15 protein-coding genes and 1 pseudogene are annotated in these 18,154 nt (G+C 65.9%); 11 read left to right on the top strand and 5 right to left on the bottom strand.

All coding sequences use genetic code 11. The features are described 5' to 3' along the window. Positions 1 to 64 precede the first annotated feature (64 nt). The 3 genes from boxB to RM96_RS00070 all read right to left on the bottom strand — a co-directional run bounded on the left by boxB (position 65) and on the right by RM96_RS00070 (position 4,261). Positions 65 to 1,489: a benzoyl-CoA 2,3-epoxidase subunit BoxB gene (gene boxB, locus RM96_RS00080; protein WP_039006370.1), complete on the bottom strand. Its 1,425-nt coding sequence runs from the start codon at positions 1,487 to 1,489 to the stop codon at positions 65 to 67. 43 nt (positions 1,490 to 1,532) lie between these two features. Further along, positions 1,533 to 3,203: a 2,3-epoxybenzoyl-CoA dihydrolase gene (gene boxC / locus RM96_RS00075; RefSeq protein WP_039006369.1), complete on the bottom strand. Its 1,671-nt coding sequence runs from the start codon at positions 3,201 to 3,203 to the stop codon at positions 1,533 to 1,535. 119 nt (positions 3,204 to 3,322) lie between these two features. Then, positions 3,323 to 4,261, bottom strand: coding sequence for a helix-turn-helix transcriptional regulator (locus RM96_RS00070; protein WP_039006368.1), 939 nt, complete (start codon positions 4,259 to 4,261; stop codon positions 3,323 to 3,325). A gap of 252 nt (positions 4,262 to 4,513) precedes the next feature. Here RM96_RS00070 and RM96_RS00065 point away from each other — a divergent pair, with 252 nt between their 5' ends. The 8 genes from RM96_RS00065 (at position 4,514) to RM96_RS00030 (ending at position 13,958) form a co-directional block, all read left to right on the top strand. Then, on the top strand, positions 4,514 to 6,166 hold the full coding sequence (locus RM96_RS00065; RefSeq protein ID WP_039006366.1) for a benzoate-CoA ligase family protein: 1,653 nt from the start codon (positions 4,514 to 4,516) through the stop codon (positions 6,164 to 6,166). Positions 6,167 to 6,180: 14 nt separating this feature from the next. Beyond that, a complete protein-coding gene (locus tag RM96_RS00060; RefSeq protein WP_039006365.1) occupies positions 6,181 to 6,996 on the top strand; it encodes an alpha/beta fold hydrolase in 816 nt (271 codons plus the stop codon). A gap of 86 nt (positions 6,997 to 7,082) precedes the next feature. Then, positions 7,083 to 8,270, top strand: a complete 1,188-nt coding sequence (locus tag RM96_RS00055; RefSeq protein ID WP_039006363.1) for an ABC transporter substrate-binding protein — start codon at positions 7,083 to 7,085, stop codon at positions 8,268 to 8,270. A 76-nt stretch (positions 8,271 to 8,346) separates the two neighbouring features. Next, positions 8,347 to 9,213, top strand: a complete 867-nt coding sequence (locus RM96_RS00050; RefSeq protein ID WP_039006361.1) for a branched-chain amino acid ABC transporter permease — start codon at positions 8,347 to 8,349, stop codon at positions 9,211 to 9,213. Position 9,214: 1 nt separating this feature from the next. Continuing rightward, positions 9,215 to 10,282 (top strand): branched-chain amino acid ABC transporter permease, encoded by a 1,068-nt coding sequence (locus tag RM96_RS00045; protein ID WP_039006358.1) that lies wholly within the window; start codon positions 9,215 to 9,217, stop codon positions 10,280 to 10,282. Then, positions 10,279 to 11,046: an ABC transporter ATP-binding protein gene (locus RM96_RS00040; protein WP_039006357.1), complete on the top strand. Its 768-nt coding sequence runs from the start codon at positions 10,279 to 10,281 to the stop codon at positions 11,044 to 11,046. The genes RM96_RS00045 and RM96_RS00040 overlap by 4 nt, the downstream gene beginning before the upstream one ends. Next, positions 11,043 to 11,756 carry an ABC transporter ATP-binding protein gene (locus tag RM96_RS00035; RefSeq protein WP_039006355.1) on the top strand — a complete coding sequence of 238 codons (714 nt, stop codon included), beginning with the start codon at positions 11,043 to 11,045 and terminating at the stop codon, positions 11,754 to 11,756. The genes RM96_RS00040 and RM96_RS00035 overlap by 4 nt, the downstream gene beginning before the upstream one ends. 294 nt (positions 11,757 to 12,050) lie before the next feature. Beyond that, positions 12,051 to 13,958 (top strand): potassium transporter Kup, encoded by a 1,908-nt coding sequence (locus RM96_RS00030; protein WP_039006350.1) that lies wholly within the window; start codon positions 12,051 to 12,053, stop codon positions 13,956 to 13,958. Positions 13,959 to 14,067: 109 nt separating this feature from the next. Here the strand turns inward: RM96_RS00030 and RM96_RS00025 are convergent, their stop codons facing one another. Next, a complete protein-coding gene (locus RM96_RS00025) occupies positions 14,068 to 15,048 on the bottom strand; it encodes a hypothetical protein (protein WP_039006346.1) in 981 nt (326 codons plus the stop codon). A gap of 444 nt (positions 15,049 to 15,492) precedes the next feature. Here RM96_RS00025 and RM96_RS00020 point away from each other — a divergent pair, with 444 nt between their 5' ends. The 3 genes from RM96_RS00020 to RM96_RS00010 all read left to right on the top strand — a co-directional run bounded on the left by RM96_RS00020 (position 15,493) and on the right by RM96_RS00010 (position 17,930). Then, positions 15,493 to 15,924, top strand: coding sequence for a hypothetical protein (locus RM96_RS00020; protein ID WP_039006345.1), 432 nt, complete (start codon positions 15,493 to 15,495; stop codon positions 15,922 to 15,924). Between the two features lie 217 nt (positions 15,925 to 16,141). Continuing rightward, a complete protein-coding gene (locus tag RM96_RS00015; RefSeq protein ID WP_052279241.1) occupies positions 16,142 to 16,540 on the top strand; it encodes a hypothetical protein in 399 nt (132 codons plus the stop codon). A 310-nt stretch (positions 16,541 to 16,850) separates the two neighbouring features. Further along, entirely contained in the window at positions 16,851 to 17,930 is a 1,080-nt protein-coding gene (locus tag RM96_RS00010; RefSeq protein WP_039006531.1) for an alpha/beta fold hydrolase, read from the top strand. A 4-nt stretch (positions 17,931 to 17,934) separates the two neighbouring features. Here the strand turns inward: RM96_RS00010 and RM96_RS00005 are convergent. Continuing rightward, a pseudogene (locus tag RM96_RS00005) lies at positions 17,935 to 18,154 on the bottom strand (bifunctional UDP-4-keto-pentose/UDP-xylose synthase); the annotation flags it as partial.

Below are 18,154 nucleotides of genomic sequence, written 5' to 3'. Positions count from 1 at the left end.
CAGACAGTACTAATTGGTACGGCAAGGCCGCGCAACGACGCCAGAATCGTTTTGATAGTGTCTCTTAATTAAAACGTACGTACTCGAAGTCCATGGGCTGACGGTTGATGCCCACCGCCGGCGGCGCAATCCAGTTGGCGTACTTCCCGGGCTCCACCACGCGGCCCATCAGCGATGCCACGAAGGCGCGGTCTTCGGCGGTGGCCAGCCAGTTGCGCTCGTTGGCCTGCCATTCCGCCTCTGACACCAGCTCGCCAGTCGGCGATACACGTACATTGGACAGAGTACCGATCCTGCGGTTGAACGCCTTGTGCGGCACCGTGAGCCGGAACGGAATGCCGGCCTTCTCGATGACCTTGTTCCAGCGCGACACGCCGCCCACCGAATCGCGGATGTAGTCGTCGCGCAGCACTTCGTTCAGCGCGTTGAGCATCGGCGCCTCGCGCTCGCCGAGCTTGCCGTCCTGCACTTCCAGCACGCGATAGACGTCGCCCTTGAGCATATGGTCGTCGCTGCGCTTGCCTTCCTCGAAGCGGCCCTTGAGCCCGGCGCTGTAGAACGTGGCGGCATTGGATGACTGGTCGGCGCCGAACAGGTCGATGGTGACGCTGTAGTGGAAGTTCAGGTAGCGCTGGATGGTCTCCAGGTCGATCACGCCGGCGGCGCGCAAATCGGCCGGATCCTGGATGCCGCGCTCGCGCATGACTTCGCAGGTGCGCTGGATCACGCGCGACACGCCTGATTCGCCCACGAACATATGATGGGCTTCCTCGGTCAGCATAAAGCGCGTGGTGCGTGCGAGCGGATCGAATCCGGATTCGGCCAGCGCGCACAGCTGGAACTTGCCGTCGCGGTCGGTGAAGTACGTGAACATGAAGAACGACAGCCAGTCCGGCGTGCGCTCGTTGAAGGCGCCCAGGATGCGCGGATTGTCCTCGTCGCCGGAACGGCGCTCCAGCAGGGCTTCGGCTTCCTCGCGGCCGTCGCGGCCAAAATGGCGGTGCAGCAGGTACACCATGGCCCACAGGTGGCGGCCTTCCTCCACGTTGACCTGGAACAGGTTGCGCAGGTCGTAGAGCGACGGGCAGGTCAGGCCAAGGTGGCGCTGCTGCTCGACCGACGCCGGCTCGGTATCGCCCTGCGTGACGATGATGCGGCGCAGGTTGGCGCGATGCTCGCCCGGCACTTCCTGCCAGGCGGCCTCGCCCTTGTGTTCGCCGAAATGGATCTTGCGCTCGGCATCGGCGGGCTGCAGGAAAATGCCCCAGCGGTAGTCGGGCATCTTGACGTAATCGAAATGCGCCCAGCCAGACGGATCGACCGAGGTCGCGGTGCGCAGGTAGACGTCGAAATTGTTCGAACCCTCTGGCCCCATGTCGCGCCACCAGTCCAGGAAGGCCGGCTGCCAGTGTTCGAGCGCGCGTTGCAGGGCGCGGTCGTCGGAGAGGTTGACGTTGTTGGGGATCTTCTGGCTGTAGTCGATGCTCACGCGTATCTCCTCGAATTTTGTGCGACGTGTGCGGCGGCCGGGGTCAGACCCGGTCCCAGTCGAAGCGGGCCTTGTTGCCGGTGCCGAATACCTTGAGCGCACCGTTTTCGCCCACCGCGTTGGGCCGCTGGAAGATCCAGTTCTGCCAGGCGGTGAGCCGGCCGAAGATGCGGGTTTCCATGGTTTCGGCGCCGCCGAAGCGCAGGTTGGCCTCCAGGCCGGTAAGCGCGTCCGGCGACAGGCTCGCGCGCTCTTCCATGGCGATGCGGATTTCGTCTTCCCAGTCCATGTCGTCGGGCGCGGCCGTGATCAGCCCGAGCGAGTCGGCGCTGAGGGCGTCCAGCGGCGCGCCGACATGTTCACGCGCGGCTTCGATCGCCTTCTCGTCGCCATAGAAGCGCGCCGCCAGCCGGGTCAGGCCGTTCGGCATCGGGTAGCGGCCGAAGTTGGTCGGGGAGAGGAAGACTCGCGGAGCATCGTCGGGCGCATCGGGCAGGTGGAGCATGTAGCTGCGGTCCGCCGCCAGCGCCAGTTCGAGCAGTGTTCCGGCGAAGCAGGAATCCGGCTCGATCAGCGCGAACAGGCTGCGCGACGACACGTCCAGCCGTGCCAGCGTTCGCCGCAGCATGCCGATGGTTTCGCGCACGAACCAGTGGCTCGCGTGCGCTTCCAGCAGGGCATCGGCGGCCAGCACGGCGGTGGGGTCGCCGTCGGTCTTGATGACCCACATGCCGATGTCCAGATGGTTGGTGCGCAGCGTGAGGATGGCATCGTCGAGTTCGCGCGCCATCTTCAGTGGCCACCACTGCGCGCCGGCCGTGACCGCGCCGGCCAGGTCGGCGGGCTGGTGGCGGTCCGGCCCGAACACTGTCAGCGTGGCCTTGCGGGCGGCGCGGTCAAGGTGCACGCGCACGGTCTCGTAGCGATAGCCGTCGGGTTCAACGGTGCGCGACAGTGGCGTGAGTTCGATGCCGTGATGGCCGTGCGGACGGTCGCTGCCTGCGGCCAACGCCGCGGCGCGCCCGGCGACGTATTCGGCAAAGCGCGCCGGCTTGACCACTTCGTCGACCAGCTTCCAGTCCCTGGCGCGCTGGCCGCGCACGCCTTCGGTGGTGGTGCAGAAGATATCGGCATGGTCGCGGCGCACATGCCGCTTGTCGGTCACGCGGGTCAGGCCGCCGGTCCCGGGCAGCACGCCCAGCAGCGGCACCTCCGGCAGGCTCACGGCGGAGGAGCGGTCGTCCACCAGCACGATCTCGTCGCAGGCCAGCGCCAGCTCATAGCCGCCGCCGGCGGTGGTGCCGTTGCAGGCGGCAATGAACTTCAGGCCGGAGTGACGGCTGGCGTCCTCGATGCCGTTGCGGGTCTCGTTGGTGAACTTGCAGAAGTTCACCTTCCAGGCATGCGAGGACTGGCCGAGCATAAAGATGTTGGCGCCCGAGCAGAAGATGCGGTCACGCGCACTGGTAATGACCACCGTGCGCACTTCCGGATGCTCGAAGCGGATGCGCTGCAGGGCGTCGTGCAGTTCGATATCGACGCCCAGGTCATAGGAATTCAGTTTCAGCGCGTAGCCCGGGCGCAGTCCGCCTTCTTCGTCGACATCCATGCTCAGCGTGGCAACCGGGCCGTTGAAGCTCAGTTTCCAGTGGCGATAGTTGTCGGGGTGGCGCTCGAAAGTGACGGGTTCCTGCGTGGGGGCCGGCGCGGACATAACTGTCTCCTTGATGCACTATAGTGCCTTGCGGCTTTTAGTGAAATATAGTGCACAGGACGGGGCGGCGCAATCCCTCCTGATCCCTCCGTGTCACGCGGAGGCCGCGAGCCGCCTGTTCAGGCGCCGATCAGAAGAAGCTGGGCGCGCAGCGCCTGCAGGGAAGTATTGGCATCCTGGCCGCTGGTGTCGATCGATACGTCGGCACGGGCATAAAGCGGTGCGCGTGCCTGCAGGATACGGCGCAGGTCGGTCATGGCCTCGCGGTTGCCTTCCATCGGACGCATGTCGCCCTGGGCAACCACGCGTGCCATGTGCTCTTCGGGCGAGGTCTTGACCCACACCGTGTAGCAGCGCGACAGCAGCAGGTTGAAGGTGGCGGGCTCGGATACCAGGCTGCCGGGGGTGGCCAGCACCATGTCGTCGTGCTCGCGCAGGACGCGCTCCAGTGCGCGCATTTCGTAGCGGCGGTAGGCGGCCTGGCCGTAGAGCGAGTGGATTTCCGACAGGCTGGCGCCGGCTTCCTGCTCGATCACGTTATTCAGTTCGACGAAAGGCAGATCCTGCGCCGCCGCGAGCGCACGGCCCAGCGTGGATTTGCCCGCGCCGCGCAGGCCGATCAGCGCGATGCGGCGATGGCGGGCATCGCGCGACTCGGCCGGCGCCAGCGCGTGGCGGCAGGCTTCGCGCACGCGCCCAAGCTCCGTGGCCGGCAGTTGCGCCAGCCACTGCACCATCTGCGCGAATTCGGTTGCCTGCTGCCCGTTCAGGCCGTCGACTTCCGCCAGCACCACCGGCAGCGGCACGTCCAGCGCATGCGCAACCTGGCGCAGCAGCAGCACCGAGGCATTGCCGGTCCCTGTCTCGAGGTTGGCCAGGTAGCGTTCCGAGACGCCGGCGCCACGGGCGAGGTCCTTGCGCGACATGCCGCGCGAGGCGCGCAGCGAGCGGATGCGCTCGCCCAGTTGCGTCAGGTAGGGGTCGCGCTCGCCAGGGGTGCCGTTCGCGCCATTGGCTGGGGCATCGGATGTGAGCTGCGGATCAGGGTCGCGGCGCATGTCGGGCGTGTGGGCTAGTTCGGCCAGTATTCGGCAACAGGGAGGCGGCATTATACGGGAGGCGCAGCGTGCGGCACTGCGCGTGCCATATAGTGCATCTACCTGCTTGCATAATAGGCGATATGAAATAAAATGCATCGACAAGCTGATGCCTTTTCCTCGAGGGACATCGGCAGACAAGAGCGACCGGCCTGACGCCGCACCGCTGCCGGCCCTCCGAGGCTGTGGCGGGCGACACCAAGGAGTGGAGACATGACGCCCCCGAATACCGCCGCCGGCACGCCGGCGGGCGCAGCGCTTTCACCCTCGGCGCCTGGCAACATCACGCCACTGCCAGCCCAGTACAACGCTGCCGCTGACCTCCTGTCGCGCAACATTGCCGCAGGGCGGGGCGACAAGATCGCCTATATCGACGATGCCGGCACGCTGACCTTCGCTGAACTGGACGAGCGCAGCCGCCGCTTTGCCGGTGCGCTGCGCGATGCGGGATTCAGGCAGGAAGAGCGTCTGCTGCTGTGCGCGCTGGATACGATCGATTTCCCCACGGTATTCCTCGGTTGCCTGCTGGCCGGCGTGGTGCCGGTGGCTGTGAACACGCTGCTGACTGTTGACGATTACGCCTACATGCTCGGGCATAGCGGCGCACGCGCGGTGGTCGTATCGGAAGCGCTGGCGCCGACGATGAAGGCGGCTATCGGGAAGAGCGGCCTGGCACCGATGGTGATCGTGGCGGGGCCGTATACGGAATCCGCGCCCAGCTGCTGTGTCGGCGCGATGATCGCGCGGACCCGTTCGCCCGCGCAGCCGGTGCGCACCGGCCCGGACGACATGGCGTTCTGGCTCTATTCGTCGGGCTCGACCGGCCGGCCGAAGGGTACGGTGCATACGCACGGCAATCTCTTCCATACCGCCGACCTGTATGCGCAACGCGTGCTCGGCATTCGCGAGGACGACATCGTCTTCTCGGCGGCCAAGCTTTTCTTTGCCTATGGACTTGGCAATGCGCTGACGTTCCCGCTGACGGTCGGCGCAACCACCCTGCTGATGGCCGAACGTCCCACGCCTGCCGCGGTATTCCGGCGCCTGACCGGGCACCGCCCTACCATCTTCTGCGGCGTGCCGACGCTGTTTGCGGGCATGCTGGCCGCGCCCGACCTGCCTGCTCGCGAGTCCGTGGCGCTCCGTGTATGCACCTCCGCCGGGGAGGCGCTGCCCAGGGATATCGGCGACCGCTTCCTCGCCCACTTCGGTTGCGACATCCTGGATGGCATCGGCTCCACGGAGATGCTCCATATCTTCCTGTCGAACCGGCCCGGCGAAGTCCGCTACGGCACCACCGGCAAGCCGGTGCCCGGCTACGACCTGAAGCTGCTCGACGAGAGCGGCGAGCCCTGCGCGGATGGCGAGATCGGCGACCTCTATATCAAGGGGCCGTCGGCGGCGCTGATGTACTGGTGCAACCGCGACAAGAGCCGCGATACCTTTGTGGGCGAGTGGACTCGCAGCGGCGACAAGTACGTGCGCGACGCCGATGGCTATTTCACCTACGCGGGGCGCAGCGACGACATGCTCAAGGTGGGCGGCATCTACGTCTCGCCGTTCGAGGTCGAGGCGGCGCTCGCCCAGCATCCGGCGGTGCTGGAAGCCGCCGTCATTGGCGTGGCCGATGCCGACGAATTGATCAAGCCGAAGGCCTTCGTGGTGATGCGGCCCGGGCAGCAGTGGCATGAAGGCATGGAGGCCGAGTTGCAGGCCTTCGTCAAATCGCGGCTGGCGCCATACAAGTATCCGCGCCAGATCGAATGCGTGGCCGAGCTGCCCAAGACGGCAACCGGCAAGATCCAGCGCTTTCGCCTGCGTCAGCGCGAGGAAGCGGCGCGGCAGACAGTTTCAGCAAAGGCATAGGGAACGGGAAGAGCATGCAGAGCGAGTTGGTGGAGATTACGTTTGACGTTCGGCGTATCGAGGTTGAAATTCAGTGGCTGCGCCCCGAGCGCGCGCAGCGGCCGCTGGTGGTGTTCCTTCATGAAGGGCTGGGTTCGATCAGCCTGTGGCGCGACTTTCCGCGCAATTTCTGCGAGGCCGGCGACTATCGCGGGCTGGTGATCTCGCGCTACGGATACGGGCGTTCCACGCCGCGGCCGCATGACGAGAAATGGGGCGTCGATTTCATGCACCGCCAGGCGCGCGAGGCGCTGCCGGCGCTGTTCGATGCGCTGGAGATCGGGCCCGGCCGCGCGCGCGGCATCCCCTGGCTGCTCGGGCACAGCGACGGCGGCTCGATCGCACTGATCTACGCCGCGAGCTTTCCGCAGGCGGTGGACGGCATCACCGTGCTGGCGCCGCACATCATTGTCGAAGACCTGTCGGTGACCAGTATTGCTGCCACCCGCCAGACCTATCTGGAAACCGACCTGCGCAGCAAGCTGGGGCGCCACCATGACGACGTGGATTCCGCCTTCTGGGGCTGGAACGACATCTGGCTCGATCCGGCCTTCCGCCACTGGGACCTGCGTCCCTTGCTGCCGCAATTGCGTTGCCCAGTACTGGCGGCGCAGGGCGAGGACGACGAGTACGGCACCATGGAGCAGATCGAGGGTATCCATCGATATGCCCCGCAAACCGCCTTGCTTAAACTCGCGCGGTGCGGCCATTCGCCACATCGGGATCAACCCGAGGCGTTGACGCAAGCCGCGGTTCGGCATATAAACGCGCATACTTCATACCTAAAATAATTCGCGTCCCGCCCGTGCCACACTGGCCTGCGGGTGGGCACCGGAACCGGTTCACGAGCCACCGGCTTTGACCACCAGGAGACATCATGCATCGCTTCACATCGCGCAGGCTGGCGCCTGCCTGCCTTGCCGTCGCTGCAGTGCTCGCCGTCGCGGGAGGCGCCCAGGCGCAGACCGGCCAGGGCGGAAAGATCAAGGTCGGATTCATGCTGCCGTACACGGGCACCTACGCGGCGCTCGGCACCGCCATCGAGAACGGCTTCCGCATGTACGTGCAGCAGCAGGGCGGCAAGCTGGGCGGGCGCGACATCGAATACTTCAAGGTCGACGACGAGTCCGATCCCGCCAAGGCGCCTGAGAACGCGACCAAGCTGATCAAGCGCGACCAGGTCGACGTGGTGGTGGGCACGGTCCACTCGGGCGTGCAGATGGGCATCGTCAAGGTGGCCAAGGAAAACAACACGCTGCTGATCATTCCCAATGCGGGCGTGGACGAGGCAACCGGCCCGCTGTGCGGCGCGAACATCTTCCGCTCGTCGTTCTCGAACTGGCAGCCGGGTTATGCGATGGGCCACGTGCTGGCCGATCGCGGCATGAAGAAGGTGGTGACGCTGACCTGGAAGTACGCGGCCGGCGAGCAGTCGGTGAAGGGGTTCAAGGAAGCCTTCGAGGCCAAGGGCGGCAAGGTCGTCAAGGAGCTGAGCCTGCCGTTCCCGAACGTGGAGTTCCAGGCGCTGATCACGGAAGTGGCTTCGCTCAAGCCGGATGCGGTCTTCGTCTTCTTCGCCGGCGGCGGCGCGGTCAAGTTCGTCAAGGATTGGGCGGCGGCCGGGCTCAAGGACAAGATCCCGCTGTACGGCTCGGGCTTCCTGACCGACGGCACGCTGGAAGCGCAGGGCACGGCGGCGCAGGGGCTGGAAACGACGCTGCACTATGCGGACGGCCTTTCCAATGCGCGCGACAAGACCTTCCGCCTGGACTACGCCAAGACCTACAAGCTGCAGCCGGACGTGTATGCCGTGCAGGGCTATGACGCCGCGCAGCTGTTGGCCGCGGGCGCCACTGCCGTGAAGGGCGACATGTCCCGCAAGGCCGACGTCTACAAGGCCATGGAGGCTGCCAAGGTCGACAGCCCGCGCGGCGCCTTCACGCTGTCGAAGGCGCACAACCCGGTGCAGGACTTCTATCTGCGCAAGGTGGACGGGCGCGAGAACAAGGTGAGTACCGTGGCGGTGAAGGCGCTGGCCGATCCGGCGCGTGGCTGCCGCCTCTGACTTTTTCCCGACCCCGGTACTGCGCCTTGTCATCGCGGCCCTTCGCGGACGCAAGGCGCAGTCATCTTGCAGCAGCATGGATATCGTCTCCTTCCTGATCCAGTGCCTGAACAGCGTGCAGTACGGCTTGCTGCTGTTCCTGGTGGCAAGCGGCCTGACGCTGATCTTCGGCATCATGGGCGTGATCAATCTTGCCCACGGCAGCTTCTACATGCTGGGCGCGTACCTGGCGTTCACGCTGGCCAGCCTGACCGGCAACCTGTTTATCGCGATCCCGCTGGGCATCGTGCTGGCGGTGGCCTTCGGCTATGTGCTGGAGTGGGTGTTCTTCAGCTACCTGTATGAGCGCGACCACCTGCAGCAGGTGCTGATGACCTACGGCCTGATCCTCGTCTTCGAGGAGCTGCGCAGCCTCCTGGTCGGCGACGATGTGCACGGCGTGCCGATCCCGGCCTTGCTCGACAGCGCGCTGCCGATCGGCAACGACATGACCTATCCGGTGTACCGGCTGTTCATTTCCGCCGTCTGCCTGCTGGTGGCGGCGGCCATGTATTTCGTGATCCGGCGCACGCGCCTGGGCATGATGATCCGCGCCGGCGCCACCAACCGCGAGATGGTGCAGTCGCTGGGCATCAACGTGACGGTGCTGTACCGCTTCGTGTTTGCGCTGGGCGTGGCGCTGGCGGTGCTGGCTGGCATGATCGCGGCGCCGGTGTCGTCGGTCTATCCGGGCATGGGCGGCCAGGTGCTGATCGTCTGCTTCGTGGTGGTGGTGATCGGCGGGATCGGCTCGGTCAAGGGCGCGTTGGTGGCGTCGTTGCTGCTGGGCTTCGTGGATACCTTTGGCAAGGTGTTCTGGCAGGACGCCGCAGGCGTGCTGATCTACCTGCTGATGGCGGTGATCCTGCTCTGGAAGCCCCAGGGACTGTTCAAGGCAGGATGACATGAACCCGACGCCGATGCCTTCGCATTCCCGCCATGCCATGCTGCTGCTCGCCGGCTGGCTGGTCACCTTTGCCGTGCTGGCCGGGCTGCCGCTGCTGCTGACCGCGGACAGCCACAAGTTCTATATCGAGCTGCTGAGCAAGGTCATGATCATGGCCATCTTCGCGCTCTCGCTGCAGCTGCTGATCGGTTACACCGGGCTGGTGAGCCTTGGCCATGCGGCCTATTTTGCCGCCGCGGCCTACGCCACCGCGATGCTGGCGCCGGAGTCGGGTCCCGGCAACGGCTGGCTGCTGCTGCTGGGCGCGCTGGCCGCGGCCGCGGCGCTGGCGCTGGTGGTCGGCATGCTGGTGCTGCGCACGCGCGGCGTCTATTTCATCATGGTGACGCTGGCATTCGCTCAGATGGTGTACTTCGTCTTCCACGACACCAGGCTGGCTGGCGGCAGCGATGGCACCTATATCTATTTCCGGCCCGAGTTTGCCGTGGCCGGCGACCATCCGCTGACGGTCAACGATCCCACCCATTTCTACTGGATGGTGTTGCTGGGCCTGGTCCTGACGGTAGCGCTGCTGACGCTGGTGCTGCGCTCGCGCTTCGGCCACGCGCTGGTGGGCATCCGGCATAACGAGCAGCGCATGCGTGCGGCAGGCTATGCCACGTATCGCTACCAGCTCGGTGCTTTTGTGGTCGGCGGCGTACTGGCGGGGCTGGCCGGCTTCCTGTATGCGATCCAGTTCGGCTTCGTCAATCCGGAGATCGCATCGTGGCACCAGTCGGGCAATGCGATGCTGATGGTGATCCTGGGCGGCATCGGCAGCTTGGCCGGGGCGGTGCTGGGCGCATTTTCCTTTGTGCTGCTGGCTGAGTGGTTCAGCACATTGACCAGGCACTGGCAGTTGCTGATGGGCGGCTTCATCATCGTCGCAGTGGCATTGCTGCCGCGCGGGCTGGTCAGCCTGCCGGCAGTTCTGCGGCGTAGCCGTGGGCGGCGGCAGGGTATCCATAATGGCGGCCCTGCGGGCGAGAGCGATGCCAAGGGCGGTCGCAATACGGAGGCGGCATGAGCGTACCGGTACTGCAGGCGCGTAAGCTGACGCGCCGCTTCGGCGGCCTGACCGCCGTGTCGGGCGTGGACCTGTCGCTGGCGCTGCATGAAATCCATGCCGTGATCGGCACCAACGGTGCCGGCAAGTCGACCCTGATCAATATGCTGTCGGGCGAGCTGCCGCCCTCGGACGGGCGCCTGCATCTGCAGGGCCAGGACGTCACCGGCTGGTCGCAGCCGCGGCTGGCGCGCCACGGGGTGGGGCGCAGCTACCAGCGCAACAATATCTTCCTGCCGCTGACCGTGCGCGAGAACTGCCGGCTGGCCGCACAGTCGCGCGCGCAACGGGCCTGGCGCCTGTGGGAGGGCGCGCAGCGTTGCCGCACCAGCACCGCGCTGGCCGACGAGGCGCTCGAGCGCGCCGGGCTGGCGGCCCATGCCGGGCGGGTGGCGAGCGAGCTCGCGCATGGCCAGAAGCGCCAGCTGGAAGTGGCGATGTGCCTGGCCACCCAGCCGGTGGCACTGCTGCTCGACGAGCCGCTGGCGGGCATGGGCGCGGAGGAGTCGGCCCGCATGCTGGACCTGCTGCGCGGCCTGCGCGAGGGCCACGCCATCCTGCTGGTGGAACACGATATGGACGCGGTGTTCTCCGTTGCCGACCGCATTACCGTGATGGTGAACGGCACCGTCATCGCCTCGGGCAGCCCGGCCGAGATCCGCGCCAATCGCGAAGTCCAGCTCGCTTACCTGGGCGAGGAAGAGGACATGGAGGAGCCGGCATGATCGCACCCATGATCGAGGCCACCGGCATCAACGCATGGTACGGTTCCAGCCACGTGCTGCGCGATGTCGATTTCGAAGTGGGTGCCGGCGAGACCGTCGGCCTGCTCGGCCGCAACGGCATGGGCAAGAGCACGCTGCTGCGCACGCTGCTCGGCCACGTGCGCCAGCGCCAGGGCGCGATCCGCGTCGCTGGGCGCGACGTTTCCCGCGCCCAGCCTTACGAGGTAGCGCGGCTGGGTGTGGCCTACGTACCGGAAGGCCGGGGCGTCTTCCCCAACCTGTCGGTGCGGGAAAACCTGATCATGGCCGCCCGCAAGGGCTGCAATGGCCGCCATGACTGGGACGAAGCCCGCGTGCTGGATCTTTTCCCGCGGCTCAAGGAACGCCTCACGCATGGCGGCCAGCAGCTTTCCGGCGGCGAGCAGCAGATGCTGTCGATCGGCCGCGCGCTGATGACCAATCCCGATTGCCTGGTGCTGGATGAAGCCACCGAAGGCCTTGCGCCCAGGATTGTGCGGGAAATCTGGCAGGTGATCGCTACTGTTCGCCGCACCGGCATCGCCTCGGTGGTGGTCGACCGGAACTTCCGCTCGGTGCTGGCGCATGCCGACCGCGTCGTGGTGCTGGAAAAAGGCCGGGTCGTCCTGACCGGGCCGGCCGCAGACCTCGCGGCCAAGCCGGAAGCGTTGGATCGATACCTGGGTGTCTGAATGTGGCTTAATATGCGCTCGTGTGGCGATCCCGCAACGCCGGCTTGCCGGCAAGGCATTCTTGTGGATTTCCTGCCAGGGCTTGACCATCCGTCACTTCCCTCCCATGCTTGAACGGTCACGGAGACTGCGGGTGGCACCGTCCCAGTGGTCGTCTGGCAGTAGTTCATCTAGAATTGCGCGCGTTTGTGCAATGCAATAGAACAAAGGGAGCGGACGCATAGCCGCTGCGTCAGGACCGAGCCGCCGGAGAGCCATCCACCGCCCGCGAGCCGGTCAATCAGACCAAGATCCATGAGCCAAGCCCAATCCGCAACAACCAGCCATTACTTTGTCGAGAGTCCGAGCACGCGCGCTCTGGTTATCGGCGCGATCGGAGTCGTCTTCGGCGATATCGGAACCAGCCCGCTTTATGCACTGAAGGAGTGCTTTAGCCAGGAGCACGGCATTCCGTTCAGCCCGGATGCCGTGCTCGGCATTATTTCCATGCTGTTCTGGGCGATGATCATCGTGGTCTCGCTCAAGTACGTGCTGTTCGTGATGCGCGCCGATAACGATGGCGAAGGCGGGGTGCTCGCGCTGATGGCGCTGGCGTTGCGCACGGCTGCGCCGCGCTCGCGCATGGCCAAGCTGCTGATGATGCTGGGCATCTTCGGCGCCTGCATGTTCTATGGCGACGCCGTGATTACGCCGGCCATTTCGGTGCTGTCCGCGGTCGAAGGGCTTGAGATCGCGGCGCCGGGCCTGTCGCATTTCGTCATACCGATCACGCTGGTTATCCTGTGCGCGCTTTTCGTCATCCAGCGCAGCGGCACGCACACCGTGGGCAAGCTGTTCGGGCCCATCATGGTGGCGTGGTTTATCGCACTTGGCGCACTTGGCCTGTTGCACCTGGTGCAGGCGCCGATGATTCTGATGGCGGTCAGTCCGCACTATGCGGTCAGCTTCCTGATGGAACACTCGTTGCAGGCCTTTGTCGTGCTGGGCTCGGTGTTCCTGGTGCTGACCGGCGCGGAAGCGCTGTATGCGGACATGGGCCACTTCGGCGCACGTCCGATCCGCTACGGGTGGTTTGTGCTGGTGATGCCTTGCCTGATGCTCAACTACTTCGGCCAGGGCGCGATGCTGCTGAACAATCCGGCCAATGTCGCGAACCCCTTTTACCTGATGGTGCCCGAGGCGCTCCAGCTGCCGATGGTGCTCCTGGCCACATGTGCGACGGTGATTGCATCCCAGGCAGTCATTTCGGGAGCCTTCTCGCTGACCAGCCAGGCCATCCAGCTCGGGTTCGTGCCGCGCATGCGCATCCGCTATACGTCTGCCGCGGAAATCGGCCAGATCTACCTGCCGGTGATCAACTGGATCCTGCTGGTGCTGGTGGTGATCGTGGTGGTGGCGTTCAAGAAGTCCGACAACCTGGCCGCCGCATACGGCATTGCCGTGACCACCACGATGGTGATCACCACCTTCCTGGCGGCAGTCGTGATGCGCAATGTCTGGAAGTGGAACCCGGTGCTGGTGACGCTGATCGGGCTGTCTTTCCTGCTGGTCGATCTGGCGTTCTTCTCCGCCAACCTGCTGAAGATTGCCGAAGGCGGCTGGTTCCCGCTGTTGATGGGCGGGACGGCCTTCTTCCTGCTGATGACCTGGCACAGTGGCCGCAAGCTGCTGCGCGCGCGCAGTCTCGAGGATGGCATTCCGCTGGAGCCGTTCATTGCCGGCCTGCTGGCGCACCCGCCGCACCGCGTCGAAGGCACGGCCGTGTTCCTGACCGGCAATACGGAATCCGTGCCGGTGTCCTTGCTGCATAACCTCAAGCACAACCGCGTGCTGCACGAGCGCGTGGTCTTCCTCAGCTTCGTCACGCGCGACATCCCCTACGTGGACGATGACCAGCGGGTGGCCTGCAAGGACCTGGGCGGTGGCGTCTATATCCTCAAGTCCGAGTATGGCTTCAAGGAAACACCCGACGTGCAGAAGGTGCTGGAACTGGCGCAGCGCAAGCTCGGCATGCACTTCGAACTGATGGAGACCTCGTTCTTCATCGCGCGCGAATCGGTCATTCCGTCCAAGCTGCCCGGCATGTCGATGTGGCGCGAGAGCCTGTTTGCCTGGATGCATCAGAACGGCGCCAAGCCCTCGGACTTCTTCCAGATTCCGGCCAACCGGGTCGTGGAACTGGGGACGAAGGTCGAGATCTGAGCGGCAGGGCCTGTATCAGCCTGTTCCTCCAGACCCCCGGGCATCCCCCGGGGGTCTTGCTTTTGCGGGCGCAGCCTCCCCACTGCGCCCGGCACGGCCCCCCGAAGCCTTATGCGGCCATCGCCCGCAAGGGTTGCCCGCTGGCGGGCATGGCATACATCAACGGTGCCATTGCGGACTGGATGCGCGCCATTTGCGCTTCGCTCACCATATCGCCCAGCAGCTTGCAGAAGCGCGGCTCCAGCACGCCGGTCACGATGTAGGTCCAGCGGTACGCCTTGAGCACGGTCGCCTCGATCTCCATCGCCTGGACCGAGTTCTCCTGTTTCCCGGTCACCTTCAGGAAGTAGCCCGCATCGGCCTTCGCCTGTGCCTGCAGGATCTCGTCCATGCCGGCCACCAGCGCGACCAGGTCGTCGATCGCGGCGTCGCGTTCGGAGTTCTCGATGCGCGCGTCTTCGCGCAGCCACTCCAGCTCGTCCATGATCGCGTGCTGCGATTCCTCGCGCCAGTGGTACAGGAACACGTCCTTGTAGAGGTCCGACAGGCCGGTCGCGGTGCTGATGCTGGCGCGGTAATGGGCCTGCGAGAACAGCTCGAGCTGGCAGATCATGGCCAGCACGGCCCAGTTGCGCTTGCTGAGCACAAAGGCGGCGACATCATTCGGCATTGCGTCGAAGTGGTAGCCGGCGGGCATTTGCACGGCCACCAGCTTCTCGATGCGCCGGAACAGCTCCTGGTGCTTCAGCTCCTCGTCGGTGAAGCGAACCAGGGCCTCCAGCGCAGTCTGGTCGCCGAGACAGTGGTCGCGGCTCAGGTCCGTCACCTTGGCACTGACGAAGCGCTCGACCAGGCCGAACATGTTGGCGTAGGTGCGGCCTTGCACCTGGCTCAGGAAACGCTGCTCGGCAGGCGTCAGGAAGGTCAGCTCATCGACCAGCGACAGGCCGTCGGGCAGGAACTTGTGGCTCAGGTCAAAGCTGCGGCCGCGAATCACGTCGCGGTCGATGTCCCAGCGAATGCGGCGGGATGCGGCGATGCAGCGGGCATAGCGCTGGGTATCGATGGGGTAGGGGGCGGCGGTTTGCATTGAGACTCCTGTGGGGTAGCCCGTCCTGTGGATGACGGTGAGCGAATCATTCCAGCGCTGCCGCGCGAGCGCATGAGGCCCGTGTCCCGGATCGGGCCGCCCAGGGCAAGGTATGTGGCTGCGTGCCGGGACGTCGCCCCAACCCCGTCCCCGCGGAGCCTGCCAGACTGCAGGGATGGCCGTGCTCAGTGCGATCACGCCATGGCTGGTCACCGCACCCGCGGTCGCGCCAGCTCCCCTGTTCCGTTCCGCGCCCGCGCCAGGCGGGCATTGCGCCACCTCTGTGCCAGCATCCGGGGCGCTTGTCCCGGGAGGTCACCCGCGGCCGGACCTGATCCGGGACACCGGCCTCATGCGCCAGGCCCCCTGCGCGCCAGACAATGCATCCTTCAGCTTGTCCCCGGACCGCCTCCCGGTGGTCCTCTTCCAGAAGGAGCCCGTGCCATGCGCCCGTTGCAGCAGTGGTCCCGCCAGGCCAGCCGGTTTGCCGACGATGCCCGTCGCGCCCGCCTGCTGCGACGCGCGTTGCCACAGGTACTGCGACGGATGCTGCGTCATCGCGTGGCGCGCACCGGCGTGGCGTTGTTGCCGCCGGCGCTCCTGCTGCTCTACGTCCTTTGCCATTCACATGCGAACTGGGAATCGTGCCTCGCCTCACTCCGTGAGCTGAATCACGATCACGGCGCGCCGGCGCGCGAGCTGGGACGCGCGCTGTCGCTGGCGCGCTCCCTGCGCGGTCGCCAGACACTGGATTCCGGTGCCTGGCACGCCGCGGTGCGGCTGGCCGCCGACGACCTGTCGGCGCGCCTGGCAGCACTGTGGCGCAGTCCGGCACGGCTGGTCCCGTTGCTCGCGCTGTTCGGATGGCTGCACTGACGCGGATCGCTCCGCGCCGCACGTCACTACTCACCTGACACAGGAGTCGGGCGCAACGCCACTGCCACGATGGGATGGCAGTCGGTCTGCGTCAGGCAAAGGCATTGCACGGTACAGAGGCGATCCCGTGCGGCCGAAGCTTTACCGCACCGGATCGCCTGTACGAGGTCATGCCGCAACGGCCACGCCACCGGCATCCCCTGTTGGAGATAGAACAATGCGTAAGAATCTTGCCAAGACCTTGCTTGCCGCCGCCGCACTTGCCGCCGGGCTCAGCAACATGGCCCACGCCGGTGTGCGTGGCGAAGCCCCATGGACAACTGCCGCACCGGGCCATAACGGCCCGCGCGACCCCCTCACCGATGGCGCACGCAGCGCAAATTCCGAGACCGGCATGCTGCCCGTCGTCGCGCGCCAGGGCATGTCCGTGTGCGCGGTCCGTGGCTTTGATCCCTACCAGGACAGGATGCGCAAGCCCGATCCGCATGCCGATGGCGGTCGCATCAGTTCGCGCGATGGCTACATTGACGGATCGCGCAGCCAGGGCGATGAGCGTGGCGCGGGCGAGTGCCTGTCGGCGCCCGGCCGCGCCGGCGTGATGCCGGCAGCGGCGTAGTTGAAGCGAAGTGGAATCGACCGGTAATGCCTGCGCTGCGCCGGTCGGTTCCGCCGGCATGCGCGGCGAATCCGTGCCCGCGCCGCGAGGCAAGTGCGCCATGACGTTCGTATGCCCCGGCGTGGCGCACGGATGATGCCGGGCGCGCCGGCCGCGATGATTGCCGCGGCCGGTCCTACCCCGAGAACCCGCCTCCGTGCGGGAATTCCTTTGCTAAGCTAGGTTAGTCACGCGGCGCGCCAGACGTGGCAAGCCAGGCCCGAGGGCCATGGCCGCGCCCGCCGGCCGTCCCAGCACCGCGCGACCCGAAATGCCGATGCTCAAGCAGCAAATCCGCCTTTGCACTGCCCGGGAGGGCGTGCGCCTTGCATACGCCATCACCGGAAGCGGCCCGCCGCTCGTCAAGGCAGCCAACTGGATGAGCCATCTGGAGTTCGATATTGGCAGCCCGGTGTGGAGTCACATGCTGGCCGCGCTGTCGAGTGCGCATACGCTGATCCGCTATGACGAGCGCGGCTGCGGCCTGTCCGACCGGGACATCGAAGACCTGTCCTTCGACGCCTGGTTGCGCGACCTCGAAACCATCGTAGACGCGACCGGGGTCGACCATTTTCCCTTGCTCGGTATCTCGCAAGGCGCATCGATCGCCGTGGCGTATGCCGTGGCGCACCCCGAGCGCGTCAGCCACCTTATCCTGCACGGCGGCTATGCGCGTGGCAGGCTCAAGCGTGATCACCTCAGTGCCAGCCTGCTTGAAGAGGCCGAGCTGATGAACAAGCTGGCCGAACTGGGCTGGGGCCAGGAGAACCCTGCCTTCCGCCAGTTCTTCACCAGCCAGTTCATTCCGGGCGGAACGGCCGAGCAGCACCGCTGGTTCAATGAGCTGGAGCGGGTTTCGACGTCGCCGATGAATGCCGCGCGCTTTATGCGCGTGTTCAACGATATCGACGTGGTGCCGCTGCTGCCGCAGGTGTCATGCCCGACGCTCGTGATGCATGCGGTGCGCGATGCACGCGTGCCCTTCGATGAAGGGCGGCTGATGGCCAGCGAAATTCCCGGCGCGCGCTTTGTGCCGCTGGAAAGCGGCAACCACCTGCTGCTGGAGAACGAGCCGGCCTGGCAGCGCTGGCTGGAGGAGATCCGGGCCTTCCTGCCCGCTGCCGGGCCGGTGGCCGATCCGGCCTTCACCGCGCTGACACGGCGCGAGCGCGATATCGTCGAGCTGATCGCGCAGGGCCGCGACAATGCGCAGATCGCCGCGCACCTGGCACTTTGCGAGAAGACCGTGCGCAACCACATCACCAGCATCTTCTCGAAGCTTGAAGTCGAGAACCGCTCACAGGCCATCGTGATGGCACGCAAGGCAGGCTTCGATCGCGCAGGCGCGTAGTGAATCAGGCCTGGTTGACCAGCGTACGCGCGTCTGCGACGTGCGTACGATACGCCTCGAAGATCCGGCGCAGCGCATCCTCCATGCTGACCTCGGGCTTCCAGCCCAGCTCCTGCATGGTGTTGTCGATCTTCGGCACGCGGTTCTGCACGTCCTGGTAGCCCTTGCCGTAGAAGTCGCCCGAGGAGGTCTCGATGATCTTCGTCTTCTTCGCTTCGTCGGCG

It is taken from the genome of Cupriavidus sp. IDO (assembly GCF_000812465.1).
Classification (GTDB): domain Bacteria; phylum Pseudomonadota; class Gammaproteobacteria; order Burkholderiales; family Burkholderiaceae; genus Cupriavidus.
Note: the sequence above shows the minus strand (reverse complement) of the source record. Positions and strands in the feature narration are given on the sequence as shown.

Excerpts from the sequence above, each read along its gene's own strand:
- RM96_RS00030 (WP_039006350.1), top strand. The coding sequence starts at position 12,051 with ATGAGCCAAGCCCAATCCGCAACAACCAGCCATTACTTTGTCGAGAGT.
- RM96_RS00065 (WP_039006366.1), top strand. The coding sequence starts at position 4,514 with ATGACGCCCCCGAATACCGCCGCCGGCACGCCGGCGGGCGCAGCGCTT.
- RM96_RS00020 (WP_039006345.1), top strand. The coding sequence starts at position 15,493 with ATGCGCCCGTTGCAGCAGTGGTCCCGCCAGGCCAGCCGGTTTGCCGAC.
- RM96_RS00060 (WP_039006365.1), top strand. The coding sequence starts at position 6,181 with ATGCAGAGCGAGTTGGTGGAGATTACGTTTGACGTTCGGCGTATCGAG.
- RM96_RS00045 (WP_039006358.1), top strand. The coding sequence starts at position 9,215 with ATGAACCCGACGCCGATGCCTTCGCATTCCCGCCATGCCATGCTGCTG.
- RM96_RS00015 (WP_052279241.1), top strand. The coding sequence starts at position 16,142 with ATGCGTAAGAATCTTGCCAAGACCTTGCTTGCCGCCGCCGCACTTGCC.
- RM96_RS00070 (WP_039006368.1), bottom strand. The coding sequence starts at position 4,261 with ATGCGCCGCGACCCTGATCCGCAGCTCACATCCGATGCCCCAGCCAAT.
- RM96_RS00040 (WP_039006357.1), top strand. The coding sequence starts at position 10,279 with ATGAGCGTACCGGTACTGCAGGCGCGTAAGCTGACGCGCCGCTTCGGC.
- RM96_RS00010 (WP_039006531.1), top strand. The coding sequence starts at position 16,851 with ATGCCGATGCTCAAGCAGCAAATCCGCCTTTGCACTGCCCGGGAGGGC.
- RM96_RS00050 (WP_039006361.1), top strand. The coding sequence starts at position 8,347 with ATGGATATCGTCTCCTTCCTGATCCAGTGCCTGAACAGCGTGCAGTAC.
- RM96_RS00055 (WP_039006363.1), top strand. The coding sequence starts at position 7,083 with ATGCATCGCTTCACATCGCGCAGGCTGGCGCCTGCCTGCCTTGCCGTC.
- RM96_RS00025 (WP_039006346.1), bottom strand. The coding sequence starts at position 15,048 with ATGCAAACCGCCGCCCCCTACCCCATCGATACCCAGCGCTATGCCCGC.
- RM96_RS00035 (WP_039006355.1), top strand. The coding sequence starts at position 11,043 with ATGATCGCACCCATGATCGAGGCCACCGGCATCAACGCATGGTACGGT.
- boxC (WP_039006369.1), bottom strand. The coding sequence starts at position 3,203 with ATGTCCGCGCCGGCCCCCACGCAGGAACCCGTCACTTTCGAGCGCCAC.